Below are 23653 nucleotides of genomic sequence, written 5' to 3'. Positions count from 1 at the left end.
CTCACAAAACCAATAAAGCGGCTAAATAGCCGCTTTATTCACATCACCAAAATTTATATTTCACGCTAATTTTCATCTTATTTTCATTAATTTTTAGCTGGACTTTCCCTGTATTTACTGATGATGTATCCAGGTATTTAGCACGGTGCGGATGTGCGCCAACACACTCGCACCGCTAATCACAATCACTATTTATAGAGAATAGTAATCATGACTGACACGCATTCTATTGCACAACCGTTAGAAGCAGAAGTCTCCCCGGCAAATAATCGTCAATTAACCGTGAGTTATGCGAGTCGTTACCCGGATTACAGCCGTATTCCCGCCATCACCCTGAAAGGTCAGTGGCTGGAAGCCGCCGGTTTTGCCACCGGCACGGCGGTAGATGTCAAAGTGATGGAAGGCTGTATTGTCCTCACCGCCCAACCCGCCGCCGCCGAAGAGAGCGAACTGATGCAGTCACTACGCAAGGTGTGTAAGCTGTCGGCGCGTAAACAAAGGCAGGTACAGGAATTTATTGGGGTAATTACAGGTAAACAGAAAGTCGCCTGATACATTGACCCGGTAGCGCCAGTGCTACCGGGTATTATTCGCCGCGTTATACCAACGCGCTCTCCATCTGTTTTTCAAATGCCTGACGAATTAATCCCATAATGTAAGGAAGTTGTGCGAGGTCGCTGAAACCAATTTCTACATCGCCATTACCCCAGCGCCCAACATTTGTCACATCTTTGGCAATACCTTTCGGATCGACCAGTTCATGAAACTGCATATTAAGCGACAATCGCAGTCGGCTTTTTTGCGGCACAACATCAACAAAATTCGTTTCCGCTTTAAACGCAATATATAGCTTCAATACTTCCTGCGTGATCCCTGCGTCCAGGCGCATAACTTCATCGCGAAGATGATCGAATAACACTGAGGTAGCCTGAGTTTAACGGACACTCCTTCCTGAAATAGAATGGCATCAGAAGGAGCTAATAATGAGCAGAAAAACCCAACGTTACTCTAAAGAGTTCAAAGCCGAAGCTGTCAGAACGGTTCTTGAAAATCAACTTTCAATCAGTGAAGGCGCTTCCCGATTATCCCTTCCTGAAGGCACTTTAGGACAATGGGTTACCGCCGCCAGAAAAGGGCTCGGTACTCCTGGTTCCCGCACGGTGGCTGAACTGGAATCTGAAATTCTGCAACTGCGTAAGGCGTTAAATGAAGCTCGCCTTGAGCGAGATATATTAAAAAAAGCAACAGCGTATTTTGCACAGGAGTCGCTGAAAAATACGCGTTAATCGAACAATGGCGACAACAATTTCCCATTGAAGCGATGTGTCAGGTATTTGGTGTATCCAGGAGCGGTTATTACAACTGGGTACAGCATGAACCCTCAGACAGAAAACAAAGTGATGAGCGGCTAAAACTGGAGATTAAGGTGGCACATATCCGCACTCGCGAAACATATGGAACCCGGCGGCTCCAGACGGAGCTGGCAGAGAATGGCATCATCGTTGGTCGTGACCGACTGGCACGTCTTCGTAAGGAGCTGAGGCTACGCTGTAAGCAGAAACGCAAGTTCAGAGCGACTACGAACCCGAACCACAATCTGCCAGGTGCGCCAAATCTGCTGAACCAGACGTTCGCTCCTACAGCACCAAATCAGGTCTGGGTGGAGGACCTGACGTATGTTGCCACACAGGAGGGATGGTTGTACCTCGCTGGCATCAAACATGTTTATACGTGCGAAATTGTCGGCTACGCCATGGGAGAGCGCATGACAAAAGAGCTGACAGGTAAAGCCCTGTTTATGGCGCTCAGGAGCCAGCTCCCACCTGCCGGGCTAATCCACCACTCTGATCGAGGCTCACAGTACTGCGCATACGATTACCGGGTCATACAGGAGCAGACTGGTCTGAAAACATCAATGTCGCGTAAAGGTAACTGTTACGACAACGCTCCGATGGAAAGCTTCTGGGGAACGCTGAAAAATGAGAGCCTGAGCCACTATCGTTTTAATAACCGGGATGAAGCCATCTCAGTAATACGGGAATACATTGAGATTTTCTACAATCGTCAGCGTCGTCACTCTCGTCTGGGGAATATCTCCCCGGCAGCCTTCAGGGAAAAATATCATCAGATGGCTGCTTAAAAAAAGAACAAATGGTAGTGTCCGCTATTGCCAGTACACCTCAACCCTCCAGGCCGTGTGATTTCAGGAACGACTGCCACTCATGGCTTGTGTACTGACTGCCCTGATCCGAATGAACCAGCACCTGTTTTTCGGGATTACGCCGCCATACAGCCATCAGCAGTGCGTTCAGGACAATGTCCTTTGTCATCCGGGATTGCATGGACCAGCCGATAATTTTGCGTGAGAACAGATCAACAACAACGGCAAGATACAGCCAGCCTTCGTGGGTCCTGATGTAGGTTATGTCCGTTACCCAACGCTCATCAGGAGCATCCGGATTGAACTGTCGCTGGAGCCTGTTGGGTGACACGATACTGGCCTCGCCTTTACGTGCCCGCGGGCTTCGGTATCCGACCTGAGCCTTTATTCCGACACGTTTCATCAGTCTCCAGACTCTGTTTACTCCGCACTGTTGTCCGCTGTCACGCAGATCCAGATGGATTTTGCGATAACCATAGACGCATCCCGATTCCAGCCAGAACTGTTTAATCTGTCCTGTCAGTCTCAGGTCTGCCTGATGGCGTTGTGAATGCGGCTGCTGAAGCCAGGCGTAAAAACCACTGGGATGAACATCCAGCACCCGACAGAGCAGGCGAACAGGCCAGCAACAGGAGTTGTCACGGATAAAGGCGTACCTCAGTCGGACAGCTTTGCGAAGTACGCCGCGGCTTTTTTTAATATGTCCCGTTCGTCGGTAACCCGTTTCAGCTCTTTCTGGAGACGGCGGATCTCGGCCTGAGCATCTGACTGTTCTTTATTAGTGGAAGAATCCGGACCGTACTTCTTTATCCAGGCATAAAGGCTGTGGGTGGTGATATCGAGACGTGTTGCAACGCTGGCAACAGAATAACCGCGATCAACAACCTGTTTGACTGCTTCAGTTTTAAACTCTTCGGGATAACGCTTACCGCTCATGGGCACCTCTCTTTAAACCATCTTAAATGACTCTGAGGTGTCTGTTAAACCCGTGGCGATTCAGTAACAATGAATGGTGATAATTCTTTTGGATGGAACCATGAAGCTACATTAGATAATATTCACGCCCAGAAATACAATAAAGCTTACGCGGGTGCGAGGTTAACCGCAGAACTGAAATATTTATTGCAAGATGTCGAATCCTTCGAACCCAACAGTAAATACACAATACACGAGGTTGTTTTGGGACCTGGTTATAGTACTCCAGACTATACCGGCCAAACGATAGGATACGTTGTAACCCTTCCTGCCCAAATGCCTAATTGCTGCTCATCTGAACTACCAACAATCGATCTTTATATCGACCAACTTCACACTGTTACAGGCGTTTCTAATGCCCTCGGATTCATCATTGCTGCATTGCTAAACGCGTATTCTGATTTACCCCATGATTTGAAAATTGGTCTACGTTCCTTATCAAATTCAGCCGCAATCTACTCGGGTTTAGGTTTCGAGCGAGTGCCGCAGGACCGAGACATAAGGAGTGATCGTATGCATCTAACGCCAGCAAACCATCCTGACTTATGGACACAAGAGAATGGTGAATGGATCTACTTGCGAAATTAATGCCTGACGAAAAATAGAAAGCAAAACGCCGACCAATGGTCGGCGTTTTTACGTCTCGTTGAATAACGAATTATTCAGCTACTACGTTTACGATCACTTTCGCGAATACTTCGCTGTGAACCTGGAAGCTCACTTCGTGTTCGCCAGTGGTACGCAGAACGCCGTTCGGCAGACGAACTTCGCTCTTAGCCACTTCAACGCCAGCTGCAGTTACAGCGTCAGCGATGTCGCGAGTACCGATGGAACCGAACAGTTTACCTTCGTCGCCAGCTTTAGACGCGATGGTAACAGTTTCCAGTGCATTGATTTTCTCAGCGCGAGCATTAGCAGCTGCCAGAACTTCAGCCAGTTTAGCTTCCAGTTCAGCGCGACGTGCTTCGAAGAATTCAATGTTTTTCTTGGTAGCTGGAACAGCTTTACCCTGCGGTACCAGGAAGTTACGAGCATAGCCCGCTTTAACGTTTACCTGATCACCCAGGCTACCCAGGTTTGCTACTTTATCAAGCAGAATAACTTGCATTACCTTATCCTCTCAAAGTCGTATTAATGGACCGTGACCGATTACTGATGGCGATCAGTGTACGGCAGCAGGGACAGGTAGCGAGCGCGTTTGATAGCGCGAGCCAGCTGACGCTGGTATTTTGCACGGGTACCGGTGATACGGCTTGGGACAATCTTACCGCTTTCGGTGATGTAGTTTTTCAGCGTAGCGATATCTTTATAGTCGATCTCTTGAACGCCTTCCGCGGTGAAACGGCAGAACTTGCGACGACGGAAATAACGTGCCATATGGCTAGTCTCCAGAATCTATCAATTCAATCTGCTCGGCATGCAAAACCATTTTGCTCAGTCCGTTCTTTGCCTTGTGGCATGAAATGAACCCCTGAACGGTTATGCGACTGCCGACCGTTATACTGTGAGTAATGGCCTGGTTTTCGTGTCCGCTAACAATAACGGGCATTTGACACCATGCCTGCCGGTGAAAGCCGGCTTCCTCCTGCACAGAACGATGCTCAAGCACGAACTGGCAGTGAGGAATTCCTGATGGACTGACCTTTCGAAGGGGAGTCCTGCACACGGTGCCGGACAACACCAGACGGTTGGTCATCAGAAATTACTCTTCAGAATCCCCAGCTTCAGCATCATCAGCGGTTTCGTTTGCGAAATCATCGCGACGCTCACGGCGCTCGTCTTTCGCTTTAACCATCGGAGATGCTTCGGTAACAGCGTGCTTGGTACGCATAACCATGCTGCGGATAACGGCATCGTTGAAGCGGAAGGTAGTTTCCAGCTCATCGATCACTTCCTGCGGAGCTTCAACGTTCATCAGAACGTAGTGTGCTTTGTGCAGTTTGTTGATCGGGTAAGCCAGCTGACGGCGGCCCCAGTCTTCCAGACGGTGGATCTTGCCTTCTGCACCAGTGATGGCAGCAGTGTAGCGCTCGATCATGCCCGGAACCTGTTCGCTCTGGTCAGGATGGACCATAAAAACGATTTCGTAATGACGCATCGAATTGCTCCTTACGGATTATTCAGCCTCCTGTCTGGGTCAGCCGAATCCCGGGGAGGCAAGGAACGTGTTAAAGGTCGGCTGAAAAATGACGCGTTATAGTACTGGCATACCCCGCTAAACTCAAGGGCGGAGCAGAAATAAATCTCCCCTTTCGCAAATAACCTCTAAACCGCTGATTTGAAGTTCATCACATTCCGTCACAGTGTTTTTTTGAACAACTGCATCAGAAATGGTCACCATCAACTTCTTTATCATTGATTAAAATTAAATCAGAAGATCATCACAGAGGAGAGCACACAAAGTCAGCCGTCGAGGAGGTATCTATGTTCAGTCGAGTTTTAGCCCTTCTGGCTGTGCTTTTGCTAAGTGCAAATACATGGGCAGCCATTGAAATTAATAACCACCAGGCCAGAAATATGGACGATGTGCAAAGCTTAGGCGTGATTTATATCAATCATAATTTCGCCACTGAAAGCGAAGCACGTCAGGCATTAAATGAAGAAACAGATGCGCAAGGCGCAACGTACTACCACGTAATTCTGATGCGGGAACCGGGGAGTAACGGCAATATGCACGCCAGCGCGGATATTTATCGCTAGCACCAGGTATAACCAACGAAACATTGCCATAGTTTGCTTTGCCCCCTTCGCAGGGGGCTTTTTTTGAAAAACGGCTGCGGAATTAGACCAGTTATCTCCCGAGGAAGGAAATTTCCGCAGCGCGTGTTTTACTTCTGCCCGTAATAAGCGTTAGGACCGTGCTTACGCATGAAGTGTTTATTCATCAGGTAGCTGTCGATATGATTGAGTTGTGGATTAATACTGCGCGCAATCCACGCCATTTTCGCCACTTCTTCCATCACTACCGCGTTATGCACCGCGTCGTGGGCATCTTTCCCCCAGGCGAACGGTCCGTGCTGATACACCACAATTCCCGGCGTATGCAGCGGCTCGGCGTTGCCCAGCGTTTCGATAATCACTTTGCCAGTGTTCAGTTCATACTCACCCTGCACCTCTTCTTCGCTTAATCCACGCGTACACGGGATATCACCAAAGAAGTAGTCAGCGTGCGTGGTGCCTAATGCCGGGATCGCCAGCCCCGCCTGCGCCCATGCGGTGGCATGAGTGGAGTGGGTATGGACAATGCCGCCAAGCGACGGGTAACGACGGTAGAGTTCGAGATGCGTCGCAGTGTCGGAAGATGGGCGATACTCCCCTTCCACCACCTTGCCGCTCATATCGACCACCACCATATCGTCTGCTTTCATGGTTTCGTAGGCAACGCCGCTGGGCTTGATCACCACCAGCCCGCGTTCGCGGTCGATAGCGCTGACGTTGCCCCAAGTAAAGGTCACCAGCCCATAGCGCGGCAGATCCATGTTGGCTTCAAACACCTGCTGTTTTAGCTTTTGCATTATGCCGCCTCCACCATGCCTGCTTTGGCCATGCGCGCTTTCACCCAATCACACGCTTTCACCACTTCTGCCGCCGGGTCTTCCGCCGTTTCGCTCCACATCTCAATCAGGTACGGCCCGCAATAGCCACTCTGTTTGAGCGTTTCGAAGCAACGTTCGAAATCCACCACACCTTCGCCAAATGGCACGTTTTTGAAGACGCCCGGTTTGGTGTCTTTCACATGCACCGCGACGATATGCCCGATTCCGGCCTGCAACTCCATCTGCACATCGTTGTCCCACGCCGACAGGTTGCCGATATCCGGGTAGAGCTGGAACCACGGGTTGTTGAGATAGTGCGCGTAACCCAGCGCCTTGCTGATGGAGTTCATCAACGGATAATCCATGATCTCCATCGCCAGCGTCACCTGCGCGCGGCTCGCCATCTCAACGCTCTCTTTCAGGCCGTCACGGAAACGACGACGCGTTTCGTTATTGGCTTCCTGATAGTAAACGTCATAGCCCGCCAGCTGGATCACGCGAATGCCAACGTCCTGGGCGAACTGGATGGCTTTACGCATAATCTCCAGCCCCTGCGCCCGCACCGCGTCATCTTCGCTGCCCAACGGGAAACGACGATGGGCAGAAAGGCACATGGACGGCACACGCACGCCGGTTTCAACAATAGCATTCACCAGCGCCAGACGCTGTTCGCGGCTCCAGTCGAGGCGCGACAGGCGCTCGTTAGTTTCATCTACCGACATCTCGACAAAATCGAAGCCCAACGTTTTTGCCAGTCGCAGGCGTTCCAGCCAGCACTCCCCGGCGGGGAGCGCTTTTTCATAGATGCCAAGCGGGATTTGTTTGGACAACATATCCGCTCCTTAGCCCCACAGTTCGGCGATGGAACGTTTGAACTGACGCGCGGCTTCAACCGGAGAAGCGGCATCACGGATGCTGCGACCGGCGATAAACACATGAATTGGAATGCCTTTGAACAGCGGCAGATCTTCCAGCGCCAGGCCACCGGTGACGGTGACTTTGAAGCCCATATCGGAAAGACGTTTGATCGCAGTGATATCGGCTTCACCCCACGCCACGCCAGCGGCCTGCGCGTCACGGCTGCGGTGATAAACCACCTGCTGAATACCTGCGTCGCGCCACTGTTGCGCCTGTTCCCAGGTCCAGTAACCGGTCAGTTCGATCTGCACGTCGCCGTTAAACTCTTTTGCTACGTCCAGCGCACCTTTGGCGGTGTTGATATCCGCACAACAAATCACGGTCACCCAGTCAGCGTTGGCTTCGAAGCACATACGAGAAAGAATTTTGCCCGCATCGGCAATTTTGGCGTCTGCCAGCACGATTTTGTGCGGGTAGAGCGCTTTCAGATCGCGAACCGCACGCACGCCTTCGCCCACGCACAGAATGGTACCCACTTCGATAATGTCGACTTCTTCGGCAATCAGGCGAGTGGTTTCGTAGGCGCTATCCATAGTCTGGTTGTCCAGCGCGACTTGCAACATCGGTAATGACATCTTCAATTCCTTCTTAAGCTGCCGCGTTGGTGCGGTCAATGAGATCCAGTACTTCCTGCTCGGTACGGCAGGCACGTAAACGGTCGAAATTTTCTTCATCTTCAAACAGGTTGACGATCTGCATGATGCCCACTTCCTGGTGCGTGTTGGCATCGACCGCCGCCATGGTGATGAGGATATCCACCGGGTCGTTATCTTCGTGGTTGAACTCCAGCGGCTTTTTCAGCGTCACCAGCGCAAAACCGGTTTTCTTAACGCCCTCTTCCGGGCGACCGTGCGGCATTGCCAGGCCTGGTGCGAGCACAAAGTACGGACCGTGCTGTTCAACCGCATCCAGAATCGCCTGGTAGTAACGCGGCTCGACAACATCCGCCGCCACCAGCAGGTCAACGCCGATTTTTACTGCGTCCTGCCATGTCTCAGCTTCAGCCTGCAGGCGGATGGATTTATTCTCCGCCAGCGAATCATGTAATTTCATGGCGCGTCCTTACTTCACATCCTGCGGGAAATGCGCTTTGATCACTTCCAGCAGTTTCGGGCCAAAGTCGGCAGGAGAGAGCATGTTGCGCACGCCAACCACGTATTTGTTGCCGGTCACGGTGATTTCGCCCGCAATGTGCGTAGAAGCGATGATGATATCCGCGCCGCTCAACTCGCTTTTGTATTCGCCAACCGCGCAGCTATTTACCGTGTGGTCAATGTTTGATTGGGTTAAAAACTGGTCCACTTTCATCTTCATGATCATGGAACTGCCTTGTCCGTTGCCACACACAGCCAGAATACGTACGGTCATAATCAAAACTCCTTATTAAGCAGACTGTTCTGCCAATTGTTTTTCTGCATCTTCTTCTGCGCGCAGTGCGCGGCCAGCGAAGAACATATAAGCCAGTGCAATTACAATGATGACGGCCATAAAGGCGATACCGATGGAGAAGAAGCCCTGCATCATCGGCGGTGCCAGAATCGACCAGTCCGCCATCCCCATCCAGGCACTCATACCGGTAAGTTTCACCACCCAGACGCAACCAAAGATTTCGATCATCCCCATCACCAGACAAATCTTCAGCGCCGCACGCCAGCCGCCGAAGTGGTTAGCGAACACGCCGATGGTGGCGTTGGAGAAGAACATCGGGATAAAGCCTGGGATAATCAGGATCGAGGAACCGCAGGCGACCAGGATGCCAACCGCAATCAGCTGACCGATGGTGCCCCACATAAAGCCCCAGACCACGGCGTTCGGAGCGAAGCTATAAATAGCCGCACAGTCAATCGCCAGAACCGCACCAGGGATCAGGCGCTGGGAGATACCGTTAAACGCTTCAGAGAGTTCCGCCACAAACATGCGCACACCCTGAGTGATGATGAAGATCGCCACCGCGAAGGAAAAACCGGTTTGCAGGATATAGACCGTCCAGTGCACTTTGCCTGCCATCGCCTGCACGGTGTCGATACCGAAGGAGAGCAGAATGGCACCAAAGAAGATGGTCATGACAATCGCCGTGGAGACGATGTTGTCGTGGAAAATATTCAGCCAGCCTGGCAGTTTGAGGTCTTCAACGCTTTCCTCTTTTTTGCCGAGGAACGGCGCAACTTTATAGGCAATTAATGATGCAAACTGTTGCTGGTGACCGATGGAGAAACCGCAGCCGTCCGTCACTTCCTGAGTCGGCTTGTACATCATGTTGGAGGTAATGCCCCAGTAGAGCGAAACCAGAATCGCCGTGCAGATAATGGTTGTCCACATGGAGTAGCCGAAAATAAACAACGTAACGGCAATCAGCCCCGCCTGCTGGAACATGATATGACCAGTCAGCATGATGGTACGAATACCGGTAATGCGACGCAGCAGCACGTAACAGATGTTCAGCGCCAGCGCTAACAACACCGCGTAACCTACCCAGCTATAGGCATCGCCCATGCGGTCGATGGTTGCCATCATCGACGCGTAAGTATCGGAAATTGCGCCGTTAATGCCGTAGACTTCGGACATTTTCGCCACCACCGGTTTGAAGGTGCTGGTGAGGATGCCGGACCCTGCCTGCAACAACATGAAACCAATTATGGTTTTAATCGTGCCTTTAATAATAACGCTGACACTTTTGCGCAGTAGGATGTAGCCCAGACAGGTCACAATACCCAGCAACAACGGGGCATTGGTCATGACCTGGTTAAAAAACACGGTAAAGATGTTGTAGAGGATCTCCATAACGATCTCCTGAAGAAGAGGTAACCGGGTATTCCGCACACCCGGAATGTTGTGCACTCACTCTAATTTTCAAAAGTAATCACAACAAGATTATTTATGATTAAATGTGACGCGACCCGCAAATAATTCCACACGGATAGAGTGGGATTCACACAACGAAACAATTATTTATTTAAATTCATTTAGTTAATTTAACTACACATTCCATTAAATCTTTCCCCACTCAAAATCAACAACAACTTCCCTGGCAAAAAGTCAAAAAATGGTCATTACCTTCCTGAAGGAATAGTGTCAGGATTAATCAAAACCAATCACATGTTGATTCGAATTGAACTATCATGAAGGTAAATGGCGATGAGTAAAGTGAAAAGTATCACCCGAGAATCCTGGATCCTGAGCACTTTCCCGGAGTGGGGTAGCTGGCTGAATGAAGAAATTGAACAAGAGCAGGTCGCCCCTGGCACATTTGCGATGTGGTGGCTAGGCTGCACCGGGATCTGGTTGAAATCAGAAGGTGGCACCAACGTTTGCGTTGATTTCTGGTGCGGCACTGGCAAACAAAGTCACGGTAACCCGTTAATGAAACAGGGTCACCAGATGCAGCGCATGGCTGGCGTGAAAAAACTGCAGCCAAACCTACGCACCACCCCGTTTGTTCTTGATCCGTTTGCGATTCGCCAGATCGACGCGGTACTGGCGACTCACGATCACAACGATCATATCGACGTTAACGTCGCTGCTGCCGTGATGCAGAACTGTGCTGATGACGTACCATTCATTGGACCGAAAACCTGCGTTGATTTGTGGATTGGCTGGGGCGTACCGAAAGAGCGTTGCATCGTGGTCAAACCGGGCGATGTTGTAAAAGTGAAAGACATTGAAATTCATGCGCTTGACGCTTTCGACCGTACTGCACTGATCACCCTGCCTGCCGATCAAAAAGCGGCTGGCGTACTGCCAGATGGCATGGACGATCGCGCAGTAAACTACCTGTTCAAAACCCCTGGCGGTTCCCTATATCACAGTGGCGATTCCCACTACTCTAACTATTATGCGAAGCACGGTAACGAACATCAGATCGATGTGGCGTTAGGATCGTATGGTGAGAACCCGCGCGGTATTACCGACAAAATGACCAGCGCCGATATGCTGCGTATGGGTGAAGCCCTGAATGCGAAAGTGGTTATCCCGTTCCACCACGACATCTGGTCAAACTTCCAGGCCGATCCGCAAGAGATCCGCGTGCTGTGGGAGATCAAAAAAGATCGTCTGAAGTATGGCTTCAAGCCGTTTATCTGGCAGGTTGGCGGCAAATTTACCTGGCCGCTGGATAAAGACAACTTCGAGTACCACTATCCGCGCGGTTTCGATGATTGCTTCACTATTGAACCGGATCTGCCGTTCAAGTCATTCCTGTAATCTGTCGTTTATACCGGATAGCGTGGAGAAGTTCGCGCTATCCGGCGTAGTATTTCCTGGCTATTTCAAATATCATCTAAAAAAATCAAATTTTATCGGAATAGCTCATGACTGAAGCACAAAGACATCAAATCCTCCTGGAAATGCTCGCACAATTGGGCTTTGTGACCGTTGAGAAAGTCGTTGAGCGTCTGGGAATTTCGCCTGCCACTGCGCGACGCGATATCAATAAACTTGGCGAAAGCGGCAAACTGAAAAAGGTGCGCAATGGCGCAGAAGCTATTACCCAACAGCGCCCGCGCTGGACGCCGATGAATCTGCATCAGGCGCAGAATCACGATGAAAAAGTACGTATTGCTAAAGCGGCCTCGCAGCTGGTTAATCCGGGCGAAAGCGTAGTCATCAACTGCGGCTCCACCGCGTTTCTGCTTGGGCGGGAAATGTGTGGCAAGCCAGTGCAAATCATCACTAATTATCTACCGCTGGCAAATTACCTGATCGATCAAGAACATGACAGCGTGATCATTATGGGTGGACAGTACAACAAAAGTCAGTCCATCACTTTAAGCCCGCAGGGCAGCGAAAACAGTCTCTATGCCGGGCACTGGATGTTTACCAGCGGAAAAGGGCTGACCGCAGAAGGGTTGTATAAAACCGATATGCTGACAGCAATGGCAGAGCAGAAGATGCTGAGCGTGGTAGGGAAACTGGTGGTACTGGTTGATAGCAGTAAGATTGGCGAACGCGCGGGAATGCTTTTTAGCCGTGCCGATCAAATCGATATGCTGATCACCGGCAAAAATGCTAACCCGGAAATCCTGCAACAACTGGAAGCGCAAGGGGTCAGCATTCTGCGTGTTTAAAGATGCTGGCGGAAAAATGTCACGGCAGCATCTAACGCCTCAGGCGTAATGCGGTGACGCACGCCTGGCTGCCATGAACAGGTTAGCAGTTTATCCCGTCCCGTCTCGCTTAAGGCCTGCTGCAAACGTAGTGATTCGTCGGCAGGCACAACGTCATCGTCGAGGCCATGCCACAGCAGTAGAGGTCTGTCCCCAAGTTGTTCCAGGTGGTTTGTCGCTTCCCACTCTGCCAGCGGCGCGACAATTTTATTGAATTCATTCTGCTGTGCTGCCGTTTCAGGTATCAGCGGTGGAAACAGTGAACGGGCGAGCGATGTAAAATAGCCCGATCCCATCATGCTGGCGGTACATTTCACCGTGGGGTGGCGAGCGGTAATTCCCAGTGCCGTCATCGCGCCCATCGACGCGCCACCGACTGCCAGACGGTCATCAAGCAGCCAGTTTTCTTCGGCTATTGCCGCACGTAAAGTAGTGAATTCCTGCATACTTTGTAGCAAGATTTGCCAGAATTGATTTAACCGCCGCGCTTCGTCGCCACTAAAACGGCTACCGTGATCGGGCGCATCCGGCATGATCACCCGCAAACCAGCCTGCGCCAGCGCAACGGCAAAATAGCTATACACCAGGCTGGATGAAGTAAAGCCGTGATAAAAAATTACGCACGGTAACGGGGTATCTTTTTGCCCGACAGGATAAGCATGAAGAACGGGAATATCTGCCAGCTCGCGTGATTCTATTTCAATCATCTGTCTCTCCTTTTTGTCTGGTATGACATGAAGAAATCCTTAGCACAAGTTTCTGCTGGCGGTATTAGTTCATAATGTTGAGATGTGGGTTACGCTTTCGTCACGTTTTCATTCGAAAATCGCGTACCAGGTAACAATTCGGGAACATTCCCCCAAAGTTAAATTAATAAGGCACTACACTATGGTTAGCAGGAAACGTAATAGCGTTATTTACCGGTTTGCCAGTTTATTATTGGTGTTGATGTTAAGTGCCTGTAGCGCACTGCAAGGTACGCCACAGCCAGCACCGCCAGTAACGGACCATCCGCAAGAGATTCGCCGCGACCAGACGCAAGGGTTACAGCGAATAGGTAGCGTAAGCACGATGGTTCGGGGTTCTCCGGATGACGCATTAGCAGAAATCAGAGCAAAAGCTGTCGCTGCAAAAGCTGATTATTACGTTGTCGTCATGGTGGACGAAACCATCGTGACAGGACAGTGGTATTCACAAGCCATTTTGTACCGTAAATAAATCAGACAACTTACATAGTCAGCTTTACATTGCTTTGCGTCCCTATGCGTTTACCTGTGCACAATAAATTACCGGCTGGAAGCTTGGGCGTTTATTACCGCGATGGAATGCCCTGCAACATGTGGGGAAACGAAAAATGGAGCTGACGATGAAACAATTACTTGCCTCACCCTCGCTGCAATTAGTGACTTATCCTGCGAGCGCCACGGCACAGTCTGCAGAATTCGCCAGTGCTGACTGCGTGACGGGCCTGAATGAAATAGGTCAGATCTCAGTTAGCAATATTTCAGGGGATCCGCAGGACGTGGAACGTATCGTGGCGTTAAAGGCCGATGAACAAGGTGCGTCATGGTACCGCATTATTACCATGTACGAAGACCAGCAGCCTGATAACTGGCGCGTACAGGCGATACTGTATGCATGAGTGTCATCTACAGCAAATGAACAATGCCGGATGCGGCGCGAGCGCCTTGTCCGGCCTACAATTTTCACATATTTCATTTAGTTAATCGAAACCAGCGTCGCATCAGTCGTATACGCTTACACACACACTCCCCCCGTCGCCCGCAGCAATAAATCATTCTGGATCTGCTCTGACAACCGTACGCCGCCGCGCGTATCTAACATCACCTGACACCACGCCTGCGCCATTGGCGGAGAAGCATATTTCAACATTTGCGCACCGCAGCCCAGCAGGAATAGCTGATGAGTAATCTCTCGCCCCAGTTCTTCAGCTGGCTTACGCAGCTGCTGCTGTAAACGACGAACCGCGCGATCAAAATAGCGATCCTGCCCTTTCACTTCCACAAATGCTTCCGACAATAAGTCGTATACGCCCGCTTGCTTATTGAGAACGCGCAACACATCCAGGCACATAATATTGCCGGAACCGGTAATGCTGCCAACTTACTGATTTAGTGTATGATGGTGATTTTAAGGTGCTTGCGTGGCTTCCATTTCCATCAGATGTCCTTCCTGCTCCGCTACTGAAGGCGTGGTGCGTAACGGCAAAAGCACTGCCGGACATCAGCGCTATCTCTGCTCTCATTGCCGTAAAACATGGCAACTACAGTTCACTTACACCGCCTCTCAGCCCGGTACGCACCAGAAAATCATTGATATGGCCATGAATGGCGTCGGATGTCGCGCCAGTGCACGCATTATGGGCGTTGGCCTCAACACGGTTTTACGTCACTTAAAAAACTCAGGCCGCAGTCGGTAACCTCGCGCATACAACCGGGCAGTGATGTGATTGTCTGCGCTGAAATGGACGAACATTGGGGCTACGTCGGTGCTAAATCACGTCAGCGCTGGCTGTTTTACGCGTATGACAGGATACGGAGGACGGTTGTGCCGCACGTCTTCGGTGAACGCACTCTGGCCACACTGGAGCGTCTTCTGAGCCTGCTGTCGGCCTTTGAGGTCGTGGTATGGATGACGGATGGCTGGCCGCTGTATGAATCACGCCTGAAGGGAAAGCTGCACGTTATCAGCAAGCGTTACACTCAGCGCATTGAGCGACATAATCTGAATCTGAGACAACATCTGGCAAGGCTGGGACGGAAGTCACTGTCGTTCTCAAAATCGGTGGAGCTGCATGACAAGGTCATCGGGCATTATCTGAACATAAAACACTATCAGTAAGTTGGAGTCATTACCGCCGGAACCTTCCCAAATACTGTTTACCGGCATCTCCCGGTAAAGCCGCGGCAGCTCGCTCTCCTCGCAATAACCAATGCCGCCCAGCACCTCCATCGCTTCGGCCACAAACGGCATACCTCGTTTGCAGATCACAAATTTTGCCGCAGGCGTAAATAAACGCGCCCACAGGGCTTCTTTGGCATCGGCACGCCGGTCCCACGCTCGCGCAAGACGAAACAGCAACGCCGTTTGCCCTTCAAGCTGAAGTGCCATGCGACTTAAGACATGACGCATAAGGGGCTGTTGGATCAATGGATTACCAAAAACATGGCGTTGATGTGCATGATAAATCGCCAGCGAAAATGCACGGCGCATCATGGCATGGCTACCCAGGGCGCAATCAAAACGCGTCATCCCCCCCATTTTCAGGATCAGACGAATTCCTTCCCCTTCCTGCCCCAATAACCAGCCAATGGCATCCTGAAACTCCACTTCGCAACTGGCGTTAGAGCGATTACCCAGCTTATCTTTCAGCCGCTCGAGGCGAATCGCGTTGCGTTGCCCGTCAGGCAAAAAGCGCGGCACAAAAAAGCAGGACAGACCGCCCGCGGTCTGCGCCAGCACCAGATGCGCATCGCTTTGCGGCACCGAGAAAAACCATTTATGCCCCACCAGCCGATAAGAGCCATCTTCCAAACGCTCTGCACGGGTGGTGTTGCTCATGACATCGGAACCGCCCTGCTTTTCCGTCATTCCCATGCCAATCAACAAACCGCGTTTTTGCCCACCTGGCAATAAGTGAGAATCGTAGCGATCGCTCAGCAGCGGCGTGGTCCAGTCCTGAAACGGCGTGGGTAACATCTGTAACAACAATGGCGTGGCGGCAAAGGTCATCGTTACTGGACATAACGACCCAGCCTCAACCTGCGCATGTAACATAAAACGCGCCGCGCGCGCCACAAATGCGCCGGAGCGAGCGTCTTCTTCCCAGGCAAGATTGTGCACCCGATTGGTACATAACGCCTGCATCAGCAGGTGCCATGCGGGATGGAAACGAACATCGTCCAGACGCCGCCCCTGGGCATCGTAGCGCAACAGTTCAGGCGGGTTTACATTCGCCAGCCGCCCCAGTTCAAGGGATTCAGCCGTTCCTAACTGCTGACCAATACTGGCTAGAAAATCGCTATCCCAGCCAGCACCTTCACGCGTTACCGCTTCGCAAAGCGCGCCATCAGACAGGTATAAGTTGCTGTTATTTAATGGTATAGGTTGATTAAAAATGGTGTGAGTTTGCCAGTGCACTGTGTCTCCCTCCATCAATGGCAGTCACCATTAGTATGGTCACTGCCATGGATTCATGACAGAAAGAGATTGCTAAAACATTCTTATCCAGCAATGTAATGCGGAACGAAACGTGAGGTGTCTTTGGTGATCAGTGTGTTATCTTCACGGATCCCCATTCCGCACGCTTCATCATCGACAATCCAGCTACCGATGAGTGTGTAGCTATCGCCAAATCGCGGCAGAGGTTGAAACGCCTGGTAGATCATCGGTTCATCGGCGTAATCACCATCAGCGTGGTCAACGACGTTATTCTGACCGTCGAAAATGGTGACGTTTCCGCCTTCGCGCGAGTAGATCGGTTTACGCACATAGCTTTCGCCAGCGGCAATCTGCGATTTTTCACCCTCAAACCAGGATGCAAGAAGGTTAGGATGACCAGGGAAGAAGCGCCAAAGCAGCGGCATTAGCCCTTTATTACTCAAGATACTTTTCCATAACGGCTCCACCCATTGCTCGCGACGCTTGCGCAGCAGCGGACCGTTATCGTCACGCATCATCCACTCCAGCGGATACAGCTTAAATGCACGCTGGATGACATTATCATCAAGATCGGTCAGTACGCCGCCGACGCCCAAACCGAGATCTTCAATGTAGATAAACCGCGACTCCTGCCCTGCCTGCTGGGCGCAGTCCTGCAAGTACAGCACGGTACTCCTGTCTTCATCGGTGTCCTGACAGCAGCAAAAATAAAACAGTTCCCGACTGTAAAGCTCACTAAAGCGCGAAATCAGGCGTTCCTGAATGGCGTTGTACTGATCGGCATCACGCGGAATAATGCCGCTGCGCCGGGCATCCTCCAGCCACAACCACTGGAAATAAGCCGACTCATACAACGAGGTCGGCGTATCGGCGTTGTACTCCAGCAGCTTCACCGGCGCATTGCCACACCAGGCAAAATCCATCCGGCCATACAGCGAAGGATCGCGTGCGCGCCAGCTTTCGGCGATCACATCCCAGTACAACGGCGGGATCGCCAGTTGCGTCAGGATCTCTTCGTCTTTAACCGCGCGATCCACCACCTCAAGGCACATCTGATGCAGTTCCGCAGTCGGTTTTTCGATCTGCTCTTCAATCTGGCGCAGAGTAAAACGGTAAGCCCGACTCTCGTCCCAATAGATTTCATTGTCGATGATATGAAAGTCGAAACCGTTGTTAGCGGCGATCTGGTCCAGATCCCGCCGCACAGGAACGTTGTGTCTCAGCATGATTAGCCTCCCCAATGCCCACGGGCGCTGGAAGAACGACCATAGCCGCCGCGCGAAACGGTCGACGCTTTTCTGGTGGTAAAGCCGCCTGAAGAGTAAGACTCTTTTTTGCCAGAACCGAAGCGCCAGGAGTAATCACCGGAAGTGTTGCGCCAGACGGGGCGGGAAGCAAATGAGGATCCGCCGCTGTTATAGACGAACGGCTCATCGCGATCTTTACGAATAACCCGGCTTAACAAAAATCCAGAAACGACCGGGATCCAACTCTGTTCAACATTGTCGTAGTAGCAATTTTCGTACTTAGACTGACAGTTCTGCTGAGTCATATTCTTTGGAACATCGGCATAAAATGCCGCTTTGGCGTTGTTCCAGCCACGCGCGCAAATGTCGGCATTATTACCGTCATCAATACAATCCTGCACTGTCGCGTAAAATGTTCCGTCGCCGTCGTTATCGACATCGCTACTATCGCTACAACCTTTCAATACGAAAAAAGCGGCACCGCCCATTAGCGCCAACGTTAAGTATTTTTGTGCGTAGCGATTGCGACGCGGTTCAAAAGGATTATTCGGTCTACCAATGCGACTGATCGCTCCGTGACCAATTTTACTGTTATTTCTTGATTTGCGTTTTCTGGCCATGATCGTCCATTACCATGTCATACAAGCTGCGTTAAAAATACCGCCAGCCAGCGCGGCGGTTCCCATAAACATTCCTGCTGCGGTATTGTGATTAATAATTTTTTCGCTTAATGCGGGCATATAAAGTCTGACACCAGCAAAAACGAGTAACTGAATCACCAGTGCAATCCCGCCCCAGGCGAAATAGTCTGGAATACTCACCGCATTGATTGCCGCACTGGATAATGGGATAACGTAACCTAACAATGTAGGTAATGACTCCAACTTACTGATAGTGTTTTATGTTCAGATAATGCCCGATGACCTTGTCATGCAGCTCCACCGATTTTGAGAACGACAGTGACTTCCGTACCAGCCTTGCCAGATGTTGTCTCAGATTCAGATTATGTCGCTCAATGCGCTGAGTGTAACGCTTGCTGATAACGTGCAGCTTTCCCTTCAGGCGTGATTCATACAGCGGCCAGCCATCCGTCATCCATACCACGACCTCAAAGGCCGACAGCAGGCTCAGAAGACGCTCCAGTGTGGCCAGAGTGCGTTCACCGAAGACGTGCGCCACAACCGTCCTCCGTATCCTGTCATACGCGTAAAACAGCCAGCGCTGACGTGATTTAGCACCGACGTAGCCCCAATGTTCGTCCATTTCAGCGCAGACAATCACATCACTGCCCGGTTGTATGCGCGAGGTTACCGACTGCGGCCTGAGTTTTTTAAGTGACGTAAAACCGTGTTGAGGCCAACGCCCATAATGCGTGCACTGGCGCGACATCCGACGCCATTCATGGCCATATCAATGATTTTCTGGTGCGTACCGGGCTGAGAGGCGATGTAAGTGAACTGTAGTTGCCATGTTTTACGGCAATGAGAGCAGAGATAGCGCTGATGTCCGGCAGTGCTTTTGCCGTTACGCACCACGCCTTCAGTAGCGGAGCAGGAAGGACATCTGATGGAAATGGAAGCCACGCAAGCACCTTAAAATCACCATCATACACTAAATCAGTAAGTTGGCAGCATTACCAAAAAAACCATCCAAATCTGGATGGCTTTTCATAATTCAGAGGAACTAGCTGCGCTGACGAACCGCTTCAAATAAGCAAATTCCGGTTGCAACCGAAACGTTCAGGGAAGAAACACTTCCTGCCATTGGGATGCTGATCAACTCATCGCAATGTTCACGGGTCAGGCGACGCATACCTTCACCTTCCGCGCCCATCACCAGCGCCAGGCGTCCGGTCATTTTGCTCTGATAGAGTGTATGATCCGCCTCGCCTGCCGTACCGACGATCCAGATATTCTCTTCCTGCAACATACGCATGGTGCGCGCAAGGTTAGTCACCCGAATCAGCGGAACGCTTTCTGCCGCGCCGCAGGCTACTTTTTTCGCCGTAGCGTTGAGCTGTGCGGAGCGATCTTTCGGCACAATCACCGCATGAACGCCTGCGGCGTCCGCACTACGCAGGCACGCGCCGAGGTTGTGCGGATCGGTTACGCCGTCGAGGATCAGCAGGAACGGTTGATCGAGCGAAGCGATCAGATCCGGCAGATCGTTTTCCTGATACTGACGTCCTGGCTTCACGCGGGCGATAATGCCCTGATGCACGGCACCGTCGCTTTTCTCGTCGAGATATTGGCGGTTTGCCAACTGGATAACCACGCCCTGAGACTCAAGGGCGTGAATCAGCGGTAACAGACGTTTATCTTCACGGCCTTTTAAAATAAAGACTTCCTGAAAACGTTCAGGGGCGCGCTCCAGCAGGGCCTGCACTGCGTGGATGCCGTAAATCATTTCGCTCATTAATGTACTCGTTGTTTACGTTTTGCCTGATGCACTACGTTTATCCGGCCTACATGATCTCTGCAATATATTGAATTTGCGTGATTATGTAGGCCGGATAAGGCGTTCACGCCGCATCCGGCATGAACAAAGCGCATTTTGTCAGCAATCTAACCCTCTTCTTTTAAAGAGGGTATTGATCACTCTGCCACTTTTTTCTTCGCCGCACGCTTCGCTTTGGTCGCTGCGGCTATTTTCTGCGTTTTCGCCGATGGCTTTTTCGCTTTTCTCGCGTCTTTCTTCGCCGCTTTCGGCTTCGTTTTTTTCTCACCGCGGAAGGCGCTGTCTGGCTCAAAGTTTACCTTTTTACCGACCTGACAACGCTTGCCGCCTTTTTTGCCTGCATCGCCTTTTTTCGCTTTCTCGCGCGCCGTTTTACCGACGTTGCGCGGTGCGCGTTCACTGGAGATCAGACTAAAGTCGATTTTGCGCTCGTCCATATTAACCGCTTCGACGCGAACTTCCACGCGATCGCCCAGGCGATAAGTCTGGCCGCTGGATTCCCCCATCAGGCGTTGCCCTACCTGGTCAAAGCGATAGTAGTCATTGTCCAGCGAAGAGACATGGACCAGACCATCAATGAACAAGTCGTCCAGACGGACGAAGAAGCCAAAGCCAGTGACGCTGGAAATTACGCCTTTAAAGACGTTACCTACCTGGTCGAGCATGAAGTCACACTTCAGCCAGTCAGCGACATCGCGCGTTGCTTCGTCGGCACGACGTTCCGCCATCGAACAGTGCTGACCCAGTTGCAACATCTCTTCCATCGAATAATGGTAGCCGCCGGTTTCAGTGGTGTTGCCCTGATGCCCCTGCTCTTTCGCCAGCAGATATTTAATGGCGCGGTGCAGCGTCAGGTCAGGATAACGACGAATCGGCGAAGTAAAGTGCGCATAGGACTGCAATGCCAGACCGAAGTGACCACGGTTTTCTGGATCGTAAATCGCCTGTTTCATCGAGCGTAGCAGCATGGTTTGCAGCATTTCTGCATCAGGACGGTCGGCAACCGACTCCAGCAGTTCCGCGTAGTCACGCGGTTCCGGCTTGTTACCACCCGGCAGCTCCAGCCCCAGCTCCGCCAGCACTGAACGGAAAGAGGTAATCGCTTCGGTGCTCGGCTTGTCGTGAATACGGAACAGTGCCGGTTCTTTCGCTTTCTCAACGAAACGCGCCGCCGAGATATTCGCCAGAATCATGCACTCTTCAATTAATTTGTGCGCGTCGTTACGCTGGGTCTGTTCGATACGTTCAATACGGCGTTCAGCGTTGAAAATGAACTTCGCTTCTTCGCTCTCAAATGAGATCCCACCGCGTTCTTCACGGGCTTTATCCAGCACTTTATAGAGGTTATGCAACTCTTCGAGATGCTTAACCAGCGGGGCGTACTGCTCGCGCAGATCCTGATCGCCCTGCAGAATATGCCAGACTTTGGTGTAGGTCAGACGCGCGTGAGAGCTCATCACCGCTTCGTAGAATTTGTAGCCCGTCAGGCGGCCTTTCGACGAAACCGTCATCTCGCACACCATACACAGGCGGTCTACCTGCGGGTTGAGCGAACACAGGCCGTTAGAGAGCACTTCCGGCAGCATCGGGATAACCTGCGAAGGGAAGTACACCGACGTGCCACGGTTACGCGCTTCTCTGTCCAGCGGCGTTGGCGGACGCACATAGTAGCTGACGTCGGCAATCGCGACCCATAAACGCCAGCCGCCGCCGCGTTTTTTCTCGCAGTAAACTGCATCGTCAAAGTCACGGGCGTCTTCGCCATCAATGGTGACCAGCGGTAAATCGCGCAAATCGACACGGCCCGCTTTTGCTTCTTCCGGCACTTCTTCTTTCAGCCCCGCAACCTGTTGCTCAACAGCCTGCGGCCAGATATACGGAATTTCATGGGTACGCAGAGCGATATCAACCGCCATGCCGGTGCCCATATTGTCGCCCAGCACTTCGACGATTTTACCCACCGCTTTGGTGCGGCGAGTCGGACGCTGAGTCAGTTCGACTACGACCACAAAGCCCATCCGCGCGCCCATGATCTGATCGGGCGGGATTAAGATATCGAAGCTCAGACGGCTATCGTCAGGAACCACAAAGCCGACGCCCGCTTCGGTAAAGTAGCGACCAACAATCTGGCTGGTTTTTGGCACCAGTACGCGGACAATACGCGCTTCACGACGACCTTTACGGTCAGCACCCAGCGGCTGCGCCAGCACCTGATCGCCATGAATGCAGGTTTTCATCTGCTCGCTGGAGAGATACAAATCATCTTTACGCCCTTCAACCCGCAGAAAGCCGTAGCCATCACGGTGACCAATAACGGTACCTTTCACCAGGTCGAGGCGTTCCGGCAGCGCATAGCACTGACGACGAGTGAAGACCAGTTGACCATCGCGCTCCATCGCGCGCAGGCGGCGACGCAGGCCTTCAAGCTGCTCTTCGCCTTCAATGTGCAGTTCTACCGCCAGCTCATCACGGCTGGCCGGTTTTTCACGTTTGGTTAAATGTTCGAGGATAAATTCCCGACTAGGGATGGGATTCGCGTATTTTTCAGCTTCGCGTTCCTGGAAAGGATCTTGTGACATCTCGGTTCCTCCGTTGTCATCTCTGATGAAGATTTTCGTCACTCCACCAGCAATAATTTATAAAGCGGTTGATTCTCTTCAACCAAATCGGCAAGCGTGTAGTTATCCAGTTCCGTAAGAAAACTTTGCACGGCCTTAGAAAGCGCCTGTTTCAACCGACAGGCAGGTGTAATGTGGCAAAACTCACTGCTGCAATTCACCAGCGATAAGGGCTCCAGCTCGCGCACCACATCACCAATACGTATCGCACTCGCCGGTTTACCCAGGCGAATGCCGCCATTTTTTCCACGAACAGCAGTCACGTAGCCGGCACGACTAAGTTGATTGATTATTTTGACCATATGATTACGGGAGACGCCGTAGACGTCAGTCACTTCAGAAATACTGGTCATCCGCCCTTCTGGCAATGACGCCATGTAGATCAGCGCACGTAATCCGTAATCAGTGAAACTCGTTAACTGCACATCAACCTCAAAAGGGAAATCGGGAAAAAATA

At 51.5% G+C, this 23653-nt stretch carries 32 protein-coding genes, 1 pseudogene and 4 other annotated features; of the genes and pseudogenes, 11 read left to right on the top strand and 22 right to left on the bottom strand.

Translation table 11 applies throughout. The features are described 5' to 3' along the window. Positions 1 to 210: 210 nt before the first annotated feature. Positions 211 to 552 carry an endoribonuclease SymE gene (locus SF4363; RefSeq protein ID NP_710072.1) on the top strand — a complete coding sequence of 114 codons (342 nt, stop codon included), beginning with the start codon at positions 211 to 213 and terminating at the stop codon, positions 550 to 552. 46 nt (positions 553 to 598) lie between these two features. Here the strand turns inward: SF4363 and SF4362 are convergent, their stop codons facing one another. Beyond that, complete coding sequence (locus SF4362) at positions 599 to 919, bottom strand: hypothetical protein (protein ID NP_710071.1); 321 nt, start codon at positions 917 to 919, stop codon at positions 599 to 601. After that, positions 920 to 2183, top strand: a mobile genetic element. On the opposite strand from SF4362, the gene SF4361 reads away from it, so the two are divergent. Both SF4361 and SF4360 read left to right on the top strand, forming a co-directional pair. Further along, positions 984 to 1286 (top strand): insertion sequence element IS600 transposase, encoded by a 303-nt coding sequence (locus SF4361; protein ID NP_710070.1) that lies wholly within the window; start codon positions 984 to 986, stop codon positions 1284 to 1286. (Overlaps the previous feature by 303 nt.) Next, positions 1322 to 2140: an insertion sequence element IS600 protein gene (locus SF4360; RefSeq protein NP_710069.1), complete on the top strand. Its 819-nt coding sequence runs from the start codon at positions 1322 to 1324 to the stop codon at positions 2138 to 2140. Its footprint lies within the feature at positions 920 to 2183. On the opposite strand, the gene SF4359 is transcribed toward SF4360, so the two are convergent. Beyond that, positions 2181 to 2762 carry a hypothetical protein gene (locus SF4359; protein NP_710068.1) on the bottom strand — a complete coding sequence of 194 codons (582 nt, stop codon included), beginning with the start codon at positions 2760 to 2762 and terminating at the stop codon, positions 2181 to 2183. Positions 2763 to 2818: 56 nt before the next feature. Then, positions 2819 to 3097, bottom strand: coding sequence for a hypothetical protein (locus SF4358; protein ID NP_710067.2), 279 nt, complete (start codon positions 3095 to 3097; stop codon positions 2819 to 2821). Positions 3098 to 3163: 66 nt separating this feature from the next. Then, positions 3164 to 3720: a sequence feature (Similar to Escherichia coli K12 conserved hypothetical protein gi: 1790648 (265 aa). BLAST with identity of 97% in 185 aa. This CDS has been truncated. The sequence has been checked and is believed to be correct.), on the top strand. Between SF4358 and yjfZ the strand changes: the two are divergent. Next, a pseudogene (gene yjfZ, locus SF4357) lies at positions 3164 to 3720 on the top strand. (Overlaps the previous feature by 557 nt.) Before the next feature lie 74 nt (positions 3721 to 3794). On the opposite strand, the gene rplI reads toward yjfZ, so the two are convergent. From rplI to rpsF, 4 genes are read right to left on the bottom strand one after another with little or no spacing between them, the layout of a single operon-like run. Beyond that, positions 3795 to 4244, bottom strand: a complete 450-nt coding sequence (gene rplI, locus SF4356) for a 50S ribosomal protein L9 (RefSeq protein NP_710066.1) — start codon at positions 4242 to 4244, stop codon at positions 3795 to 3797. Positions 4245 to 4285: 41 nt separating this feature from the next. Then, positions 4286 to 4513, bottom strand: coding sequence for a 30S ribosomal protein S18 (gene rpsR / locus SF4355; protein NP_710065.1), 228 nt, complete (start codon positions 4511 to 4513; stop codon positions 4286 to 4288). Positions 4514 to 4517: 4 nt separating this feature from the next. Beyond that, complete coding sequence (locus tag SF4353b; protein YP_008439298.1) at positions 4518 to 4832, bottom strand: primosomal replication protein N; 315 nt, start codon at positions 4830 to 4832, stop codon at positions 4518 to 4520. A 6-nt stretch (positions 4833 to 4838) separates the two neighbouring features. Continuing rightward, positions 4839 to 5234: a 30S ribosomal protein S6 gene (rpsF, locus tag SF4354; protein ID NP_710064.1), complete on the bottom strand. Its 396-nt coding sequence runs from the start codon at positions 5232 to 5234 to the stop codon at positions 4839 to 4841. 257 nt (positions 5235 to 5491) lie between these two features. Here rpsF and SF4353a point away from each other — a divergent pair, with 257 nt between their 5' ends. Further along, positions 5492 to 5836 (top strand): membrane protein, encoded by a 345-nt coding sequence (locus SF4353a; protein YP_008439297.1) that lies wholly within the window; start codon positions 5492 to 5494, stop codon positions 5834 to 5836. Positions 5837 to 5964: 128 nt separating this feature from the next. On the opposite strand, the gene sgaE is transcribed toward SF4353a, so the two are convergent. The 6 genes from sgaE to sgaT are packed head-to-tail and all read right to left on the bottom strand — an operon-like array spanning position 5965 to position 10428. Beyond that, positions 5965 to 6651, bottom strand: coding sequence for an L-ribulose-5-phosphate 4-epimerase (gene sgaE, locus SF4353; RefSeq protein NP_710063.2), 687 nt, complete (start codon positions 6649 to 6651; stop codon positions 5965 to 5967). Further along, positions 6651 to 7505 carry an L-xylulose 5-phosphate 3-epimerase gene (gene sgaU, locus SF4352; protein ID NP_710062.1) on the bottom strand — a complete coding sequence of 285 codons (855 nt, stop codon included), beginning with the start codon at positions 7503 to 7505 and terminating at the stop codon, positions 6651 to 6653. Before sgaU ends, sgaE begins: the two co-directional genes overlap by 1 nt. 9 nt (positions 7506 to 7514) lie before the next feature. After that, on the bottom strand, positions 7515 to 8165 hold the full coding sequence (gene ulaD / locus SF4351) for a 3-keto-L-gulonate-6-phosphate decarboxylase UlaD (RefSeq protein NP_710061.2): 651 nt from the start codon (positions 8163 to 8165) through the stop codon (positions 7515 to 7517). Between the two features lie 13 nt (positions 8166 to 8178). Next, complete coding sequence (ptxA, locus tag SF4350) at positions 8179 to 8643, bottom strand: PTS system L-ascorbate-specific transporter subunit IIA (protein ID NP_710060.1); 465 nt, start codon at positions 8641 to 8643, stop codon at positions 8179 to 8181. Positions 8644 to 8652: 9 nt separating this feature from the next. Continuing rightward, positions 8653 to 8958, bottom strand: coding sequence for a PTS system L-ascorbate-specific transporter subunit IIB (gene sgaB, locus SF4349; RefSeq protein NP_710059.2), 306 nt, complete (start codon positions 8956 to 8958; stop codon positions 8653 to 8655). 15 nt (positions 8959 to 8973) lie between these two features. After that, on the bottom strand, positions 8974 to 10428 hold the full coding sequence (sgaT, locus tag SF4348; protein ID NP_710058.3) for a PTS system ascorbate-specific transporter subunit IIC: 1455 nt from the start codon (positions 10426 to 10428) through the stop codon (positions 8974 to 8976). A 291-nt stretch (positions 10429 to 10719) separates the two neighbouring features. Between sgaT and yjfR the strand changes: the two genes are divergently transcribed. Both yjfR and yjfQ read left to right on the top strand, forming a co-directional pair. Continuing rightward, positions 10720 to 11790, top strand: a complete 1071-nt coding sequence (yjfR, locus tag SF4347) for an L-ascorbate 6-phosphate lactonase (RefSeq protein ID NP_710057.1) — start codon at positions 10720 to 10722, stop codon at positions 11788 to 11790. 107 nt (positions 11791 to 11897) lie between these two features. After that, positions 11898 to 12653 carry a transcriptional repressor UlaR gene (gene yjfQ / locus SF4346; RefSeq protein NP_710056.2) on the top strand — a complete coding sequence of 252 codons (756 nt, stop codon included), beginning with the start codon at positions 11898 to 11900 and terminating at the stop codon, positions 12651 to 12653. Here the strand turns inward: yjfQ and yjfP are convergent. Continuing rightward, the gene (yjfP, locus tag SF4345) at positions 12650 to 13399 is read right to left on the bottom strand and encodes an esterase (RefSeq protein NP_710055.1); all 750 of its coding nucleotides are present in this window, start codon (positions 13397 to 13399) and stop codon (positions 12650 to 12652) included. The two genes, yjfQ and yjfP, sit on opposite strands and share 4 nt — an antisense overlap. Positions 13400 to 13481: 82 nt before the next feature. Between yjfP and yjfO the strand changes: the two genes are divergently transcribed. The 4 genes from yjfO (at position 13482) to insB (SF4341) (ending at position 15554) form a co-directional block, all read left to right on the top strand. After that, positions 13482 to 13910 (top strand): hypothetical protein, encoded by a 429-nt coding sequence (gene yjfO / locus SF4344; RefSeq protein ID NP_710054.3) that lies wholly within the window; start codon positions 13482 to 13484, stop codon positions 13908 to 13910. A gap of 121 nt (positions 13911 to 14031) precedes the next feature. After that, on the top strand, positions 14032 to 14334 hold the full coding sequence (yjfN, locus tag SF4343) for a hypothetical protein (protein NP_710053.2): 303 nt from the start codon (positions 14032 to 14034) through the stop codon (positions 14332 to 14334). A gap of 467 nt (positions 14335 to 14801) precedes the next feature. Beyond that, positions 14802 to 15569: a mobile genetic element, on the top strand. Further along, complete coding sequence (insA, locus tag SF4342) at positions 14857 to 15132, top strand: insertion element IS1 protein InsA (RefSeq protein NP_710052.1); 276 nt, start codon at positions 14857 to 14859, stop codon at positions 15130 to 15132. (Overlaps the previous feature by 276 nt.) Next, positions 15159 to 15554: an insertion element IS1 protein InsB gene (gene insB, locus SF4341; protein NP_710051.1), complete on the top strand. Its 396-nt coding sequence runs from the start codon at positions 15159 to 15161 to the stop codon at positions 15552 to 15554. (Lies within the feature at positions 14802 to 15569.) Here insB (SF4341) and SF4340 read toward each other — a convergent pair. From SF4340 to yjeB, 8 genes are all read right to left on the bottom strand, one after another. Further along, entirely contained in the window at positions 15489 to 16871 is a 1383-nt protein-coding gene (locus tag SF4340; protein NP_710050.1) for a carnitine operon oxidoreductase, read from the bottom strand. The two genes, insB (SF4341) and SF4340, sit on opposite strands and share 66 nt — an antisense overlap. Before the next feature lie 65 nt (positions 16872 to 16936). Further along, positions 16937 to 18100, bottom strand: a complete 1164-nt coding sequence (gene yjfC, locus SF4339; RefSeq protein NP_710049.2) for a synthetase/amidase — start codon at positions 18098 to 18100, stop codon at positions 16937 to 16939. A 2-nt stretch (positions 18101 to 18102) separates the two neighbouring features. After that, on the bottom strand, positions 18103 to 18741 hold the full coding sequence (gene yjfM / locus SF4338; protein ID NP_710048.1) for a hypothetical protein: 639 nt from the start codon (positions 18739 to 18741) through the stop codon (positions 18103 to 18105). A gap of 250 nt (positions 18742 to 18991) precedes the next feature. Beyond that, positions 18992 to 19759, bottom strand: a mobile genetic element. Continuing rightward, positions 19007 to 19402, bottom strand: a complete 396-nt coding sequence (gene insB, locus SF4337; RefSeq protein ID NP_710047.1) for an insertion element IS1 protein InsB — start codon at positions 19400 to 19402, stop codon at positions 19007 to 19009. (Overlaps the previous feature by 396 nt.) Beyond that, a complete protein-coding gene (gene insA, locus SF4336; protein NP_710046.1) occupies positions 19429 to 19704 on the bottom strand; it encodes an insertion element IS1 protein InsA in 276 nt (91 codons plus the stop codon). It lies within the feature at positions 18992 to 19759. A gap of 45 nt (positions 19760 to 19804) precedes the next feature. Further along, positions 19805 to 20536, bottom strand: coding sequence for a 23S rRNA (guanosine(2251)-2'-O)-methyltransferase RlmB (gene yjfH / locus SF4335; protein ID NP_710045.1), 732 nt, complete (start codon positions 20534 to 20536; stop codon positions 19805 to 19807). Positions 20537 to 20715: 179 nt separating this feature from the next. Continuing rightward, positions 20716 to 23199, bottom strand: coding sequence for a hypothetical protein (vacB, locus tag SF4334; protein NP_710044.3), 2484 nt, complete (start codon positions 23197 to 23199; stop codon positions 20716 to 20718). Then, the gene (gene yjeB, locus SF4333; protein NP_710043.1) at positions 23196 to 23621 is read right to left on the bottom strand and encodes a transcriptional repressor NsrR; all 426 of its coding nucleotides are present in this window, start codon (positions 23619 to 23621) and stop codon (positions 23196 to 23198) included. Before yjeB ends, vacB begins: the two co-directional genes overlap by 4 nt. Between the last annotated feature and the right edge of the window lie 32 nt (positions 23622 to 23653).

This window comes from Shigella flexneri 2a str. 301 (genome assembly GCF_000006925.2).
GTDB lineage: Bacteria > Pseudomonadota > Gammaproteobacteria > Enterobacterales > Enterobacteriaceae > ECMA0423.
The sequence above is the reverse complement of the archived record's forward strand: the minus strand, read 5'-3'. Positions and strand labels throughout refer to the sequence as shown.

Coding starts and splice junctions, on each gene's coding strand:
- SF4363 (NP_710072.1), top strand. CDS start 211: ATGACTGACACGCATTCTATTGCACAACCGTTAGAAGCAGAAGTCTCC.
- SF4361 (NP_710070.1), top strand. CDS start 984: ATGAGCAGAAAAACCCAACGTTACTCTAAAGAGTTCAAAGCCGAAGCT.
- SF4360 (NP_710069.1), top strand. CDS start 1,322: ATGTGTCAGGTATTTGGTGTATCCAGGAGCGGTTATTACAACTGGGTA.
- SF4358 (NP_710067.2), bottom strand. CDS start 3,097: ATGAGCGGTAAGCGTTATCCCGAAGAGTTTAAAACTGAAGCAGTCAAA.
- rplI (NP_710066.1), bottom strand. CDS start 4,244: ATGCAAGTTATTCTGCTTGATAAAGTAGCAAACCTGGGTAGCCTGGGT.
- rpsR (NP_710065.1), bottom strand. CDS start 4,513: ATGGCACGTTATTTCCGTCGTCGCAAGTTCTGCCGTTTCACCGCGGAA.
- SF4353b (YP_008439298.1), bottom strand. CDS start 4,832: ATGACCAACCGTCTGGTGTTGTCCGGCACCGTGTGCAGGACTCCCCTT.
- rpsF (NP_710064.1), bottom strand. CDS start 5,234: ATGCGTCATTACGAAATCGTTTTTATGGTCCATCCTGACCAGAGCGAA.
- sgaE (NP_710063.2), bottom strand. CDS start 6,651: ATGCAAAAGCTAAAACAGCAGGTGTTTGAAGCCAACATGGATCTGCCG.
- sgaU (NP_710062.1), bottom strand. CDS start 7,505: ATGTTGTCCAAACAAATCCCGCTTGGCATCTATGAAAAAGCGCTCCCC.
- ulaD (NP_710061.2), bottom strand. CDS start 8,165: ATGTCATTACCGATGTTGCAAGTCGCGCTGGACAACCAGACTATGGAT.
- ptxA (NP_710060.1), bottom strand. CDS start 8,643: ATGAAATTACATGATTCGCTGGCGGAGAATAAATCCATCCGCCTGCAG.
- sgaB (NP_710059.2), bottom strand. CDS start 8,958: ATGACCGTACGTATTCTGGCTGTGTGTGGCAACGGACAAGGCAGTTCC.
- yjfR (NP_710057.1), top strand. CDS start 10,720: ATGGCGATGAGTAAAGTGAAAAGTATCACCCGAGAATCCTGGATCCTG.
- yjfQ (NP_710056.2), top strand. CDS start 11,898: ATGACTGAAGCACAAAGACATCAAATCCTCCTGGAAATGCTCGCACAA.
- yjfP (NP_710055.1), bottom strand. CDS start 13,399: ATGATTGAAATAGAATCACGCGAGCTGGCAGATATTCCCGTTCTTCAT.
- yjfO (NP_710054.3), top strand. CDS start 13,482: ATGTGGGTTACGCTTTCGTCACGTTTTCATTCGAAAATCGCGTACCAG.
- yjfC (NP_710049.2), bottom strand. CDS start 18,100: ATGCTGAGACACAACGTTCCTGTGCGGCGGGATCTGGACCAGATCGCC.
- yjfM (NP_710048.1), bottom strand. CDS start 18,741: ATGGCCAGAAAACGCAAATCAAGAAATAACAGTAAAATTGGTCACGGA.
- yjfH (NP_710045.1), bottom strand. CDS start 20,536: ATGAGCGAAATGATTTACGGCATCCACGCAGTGCAGGCCCTGCTGGAG.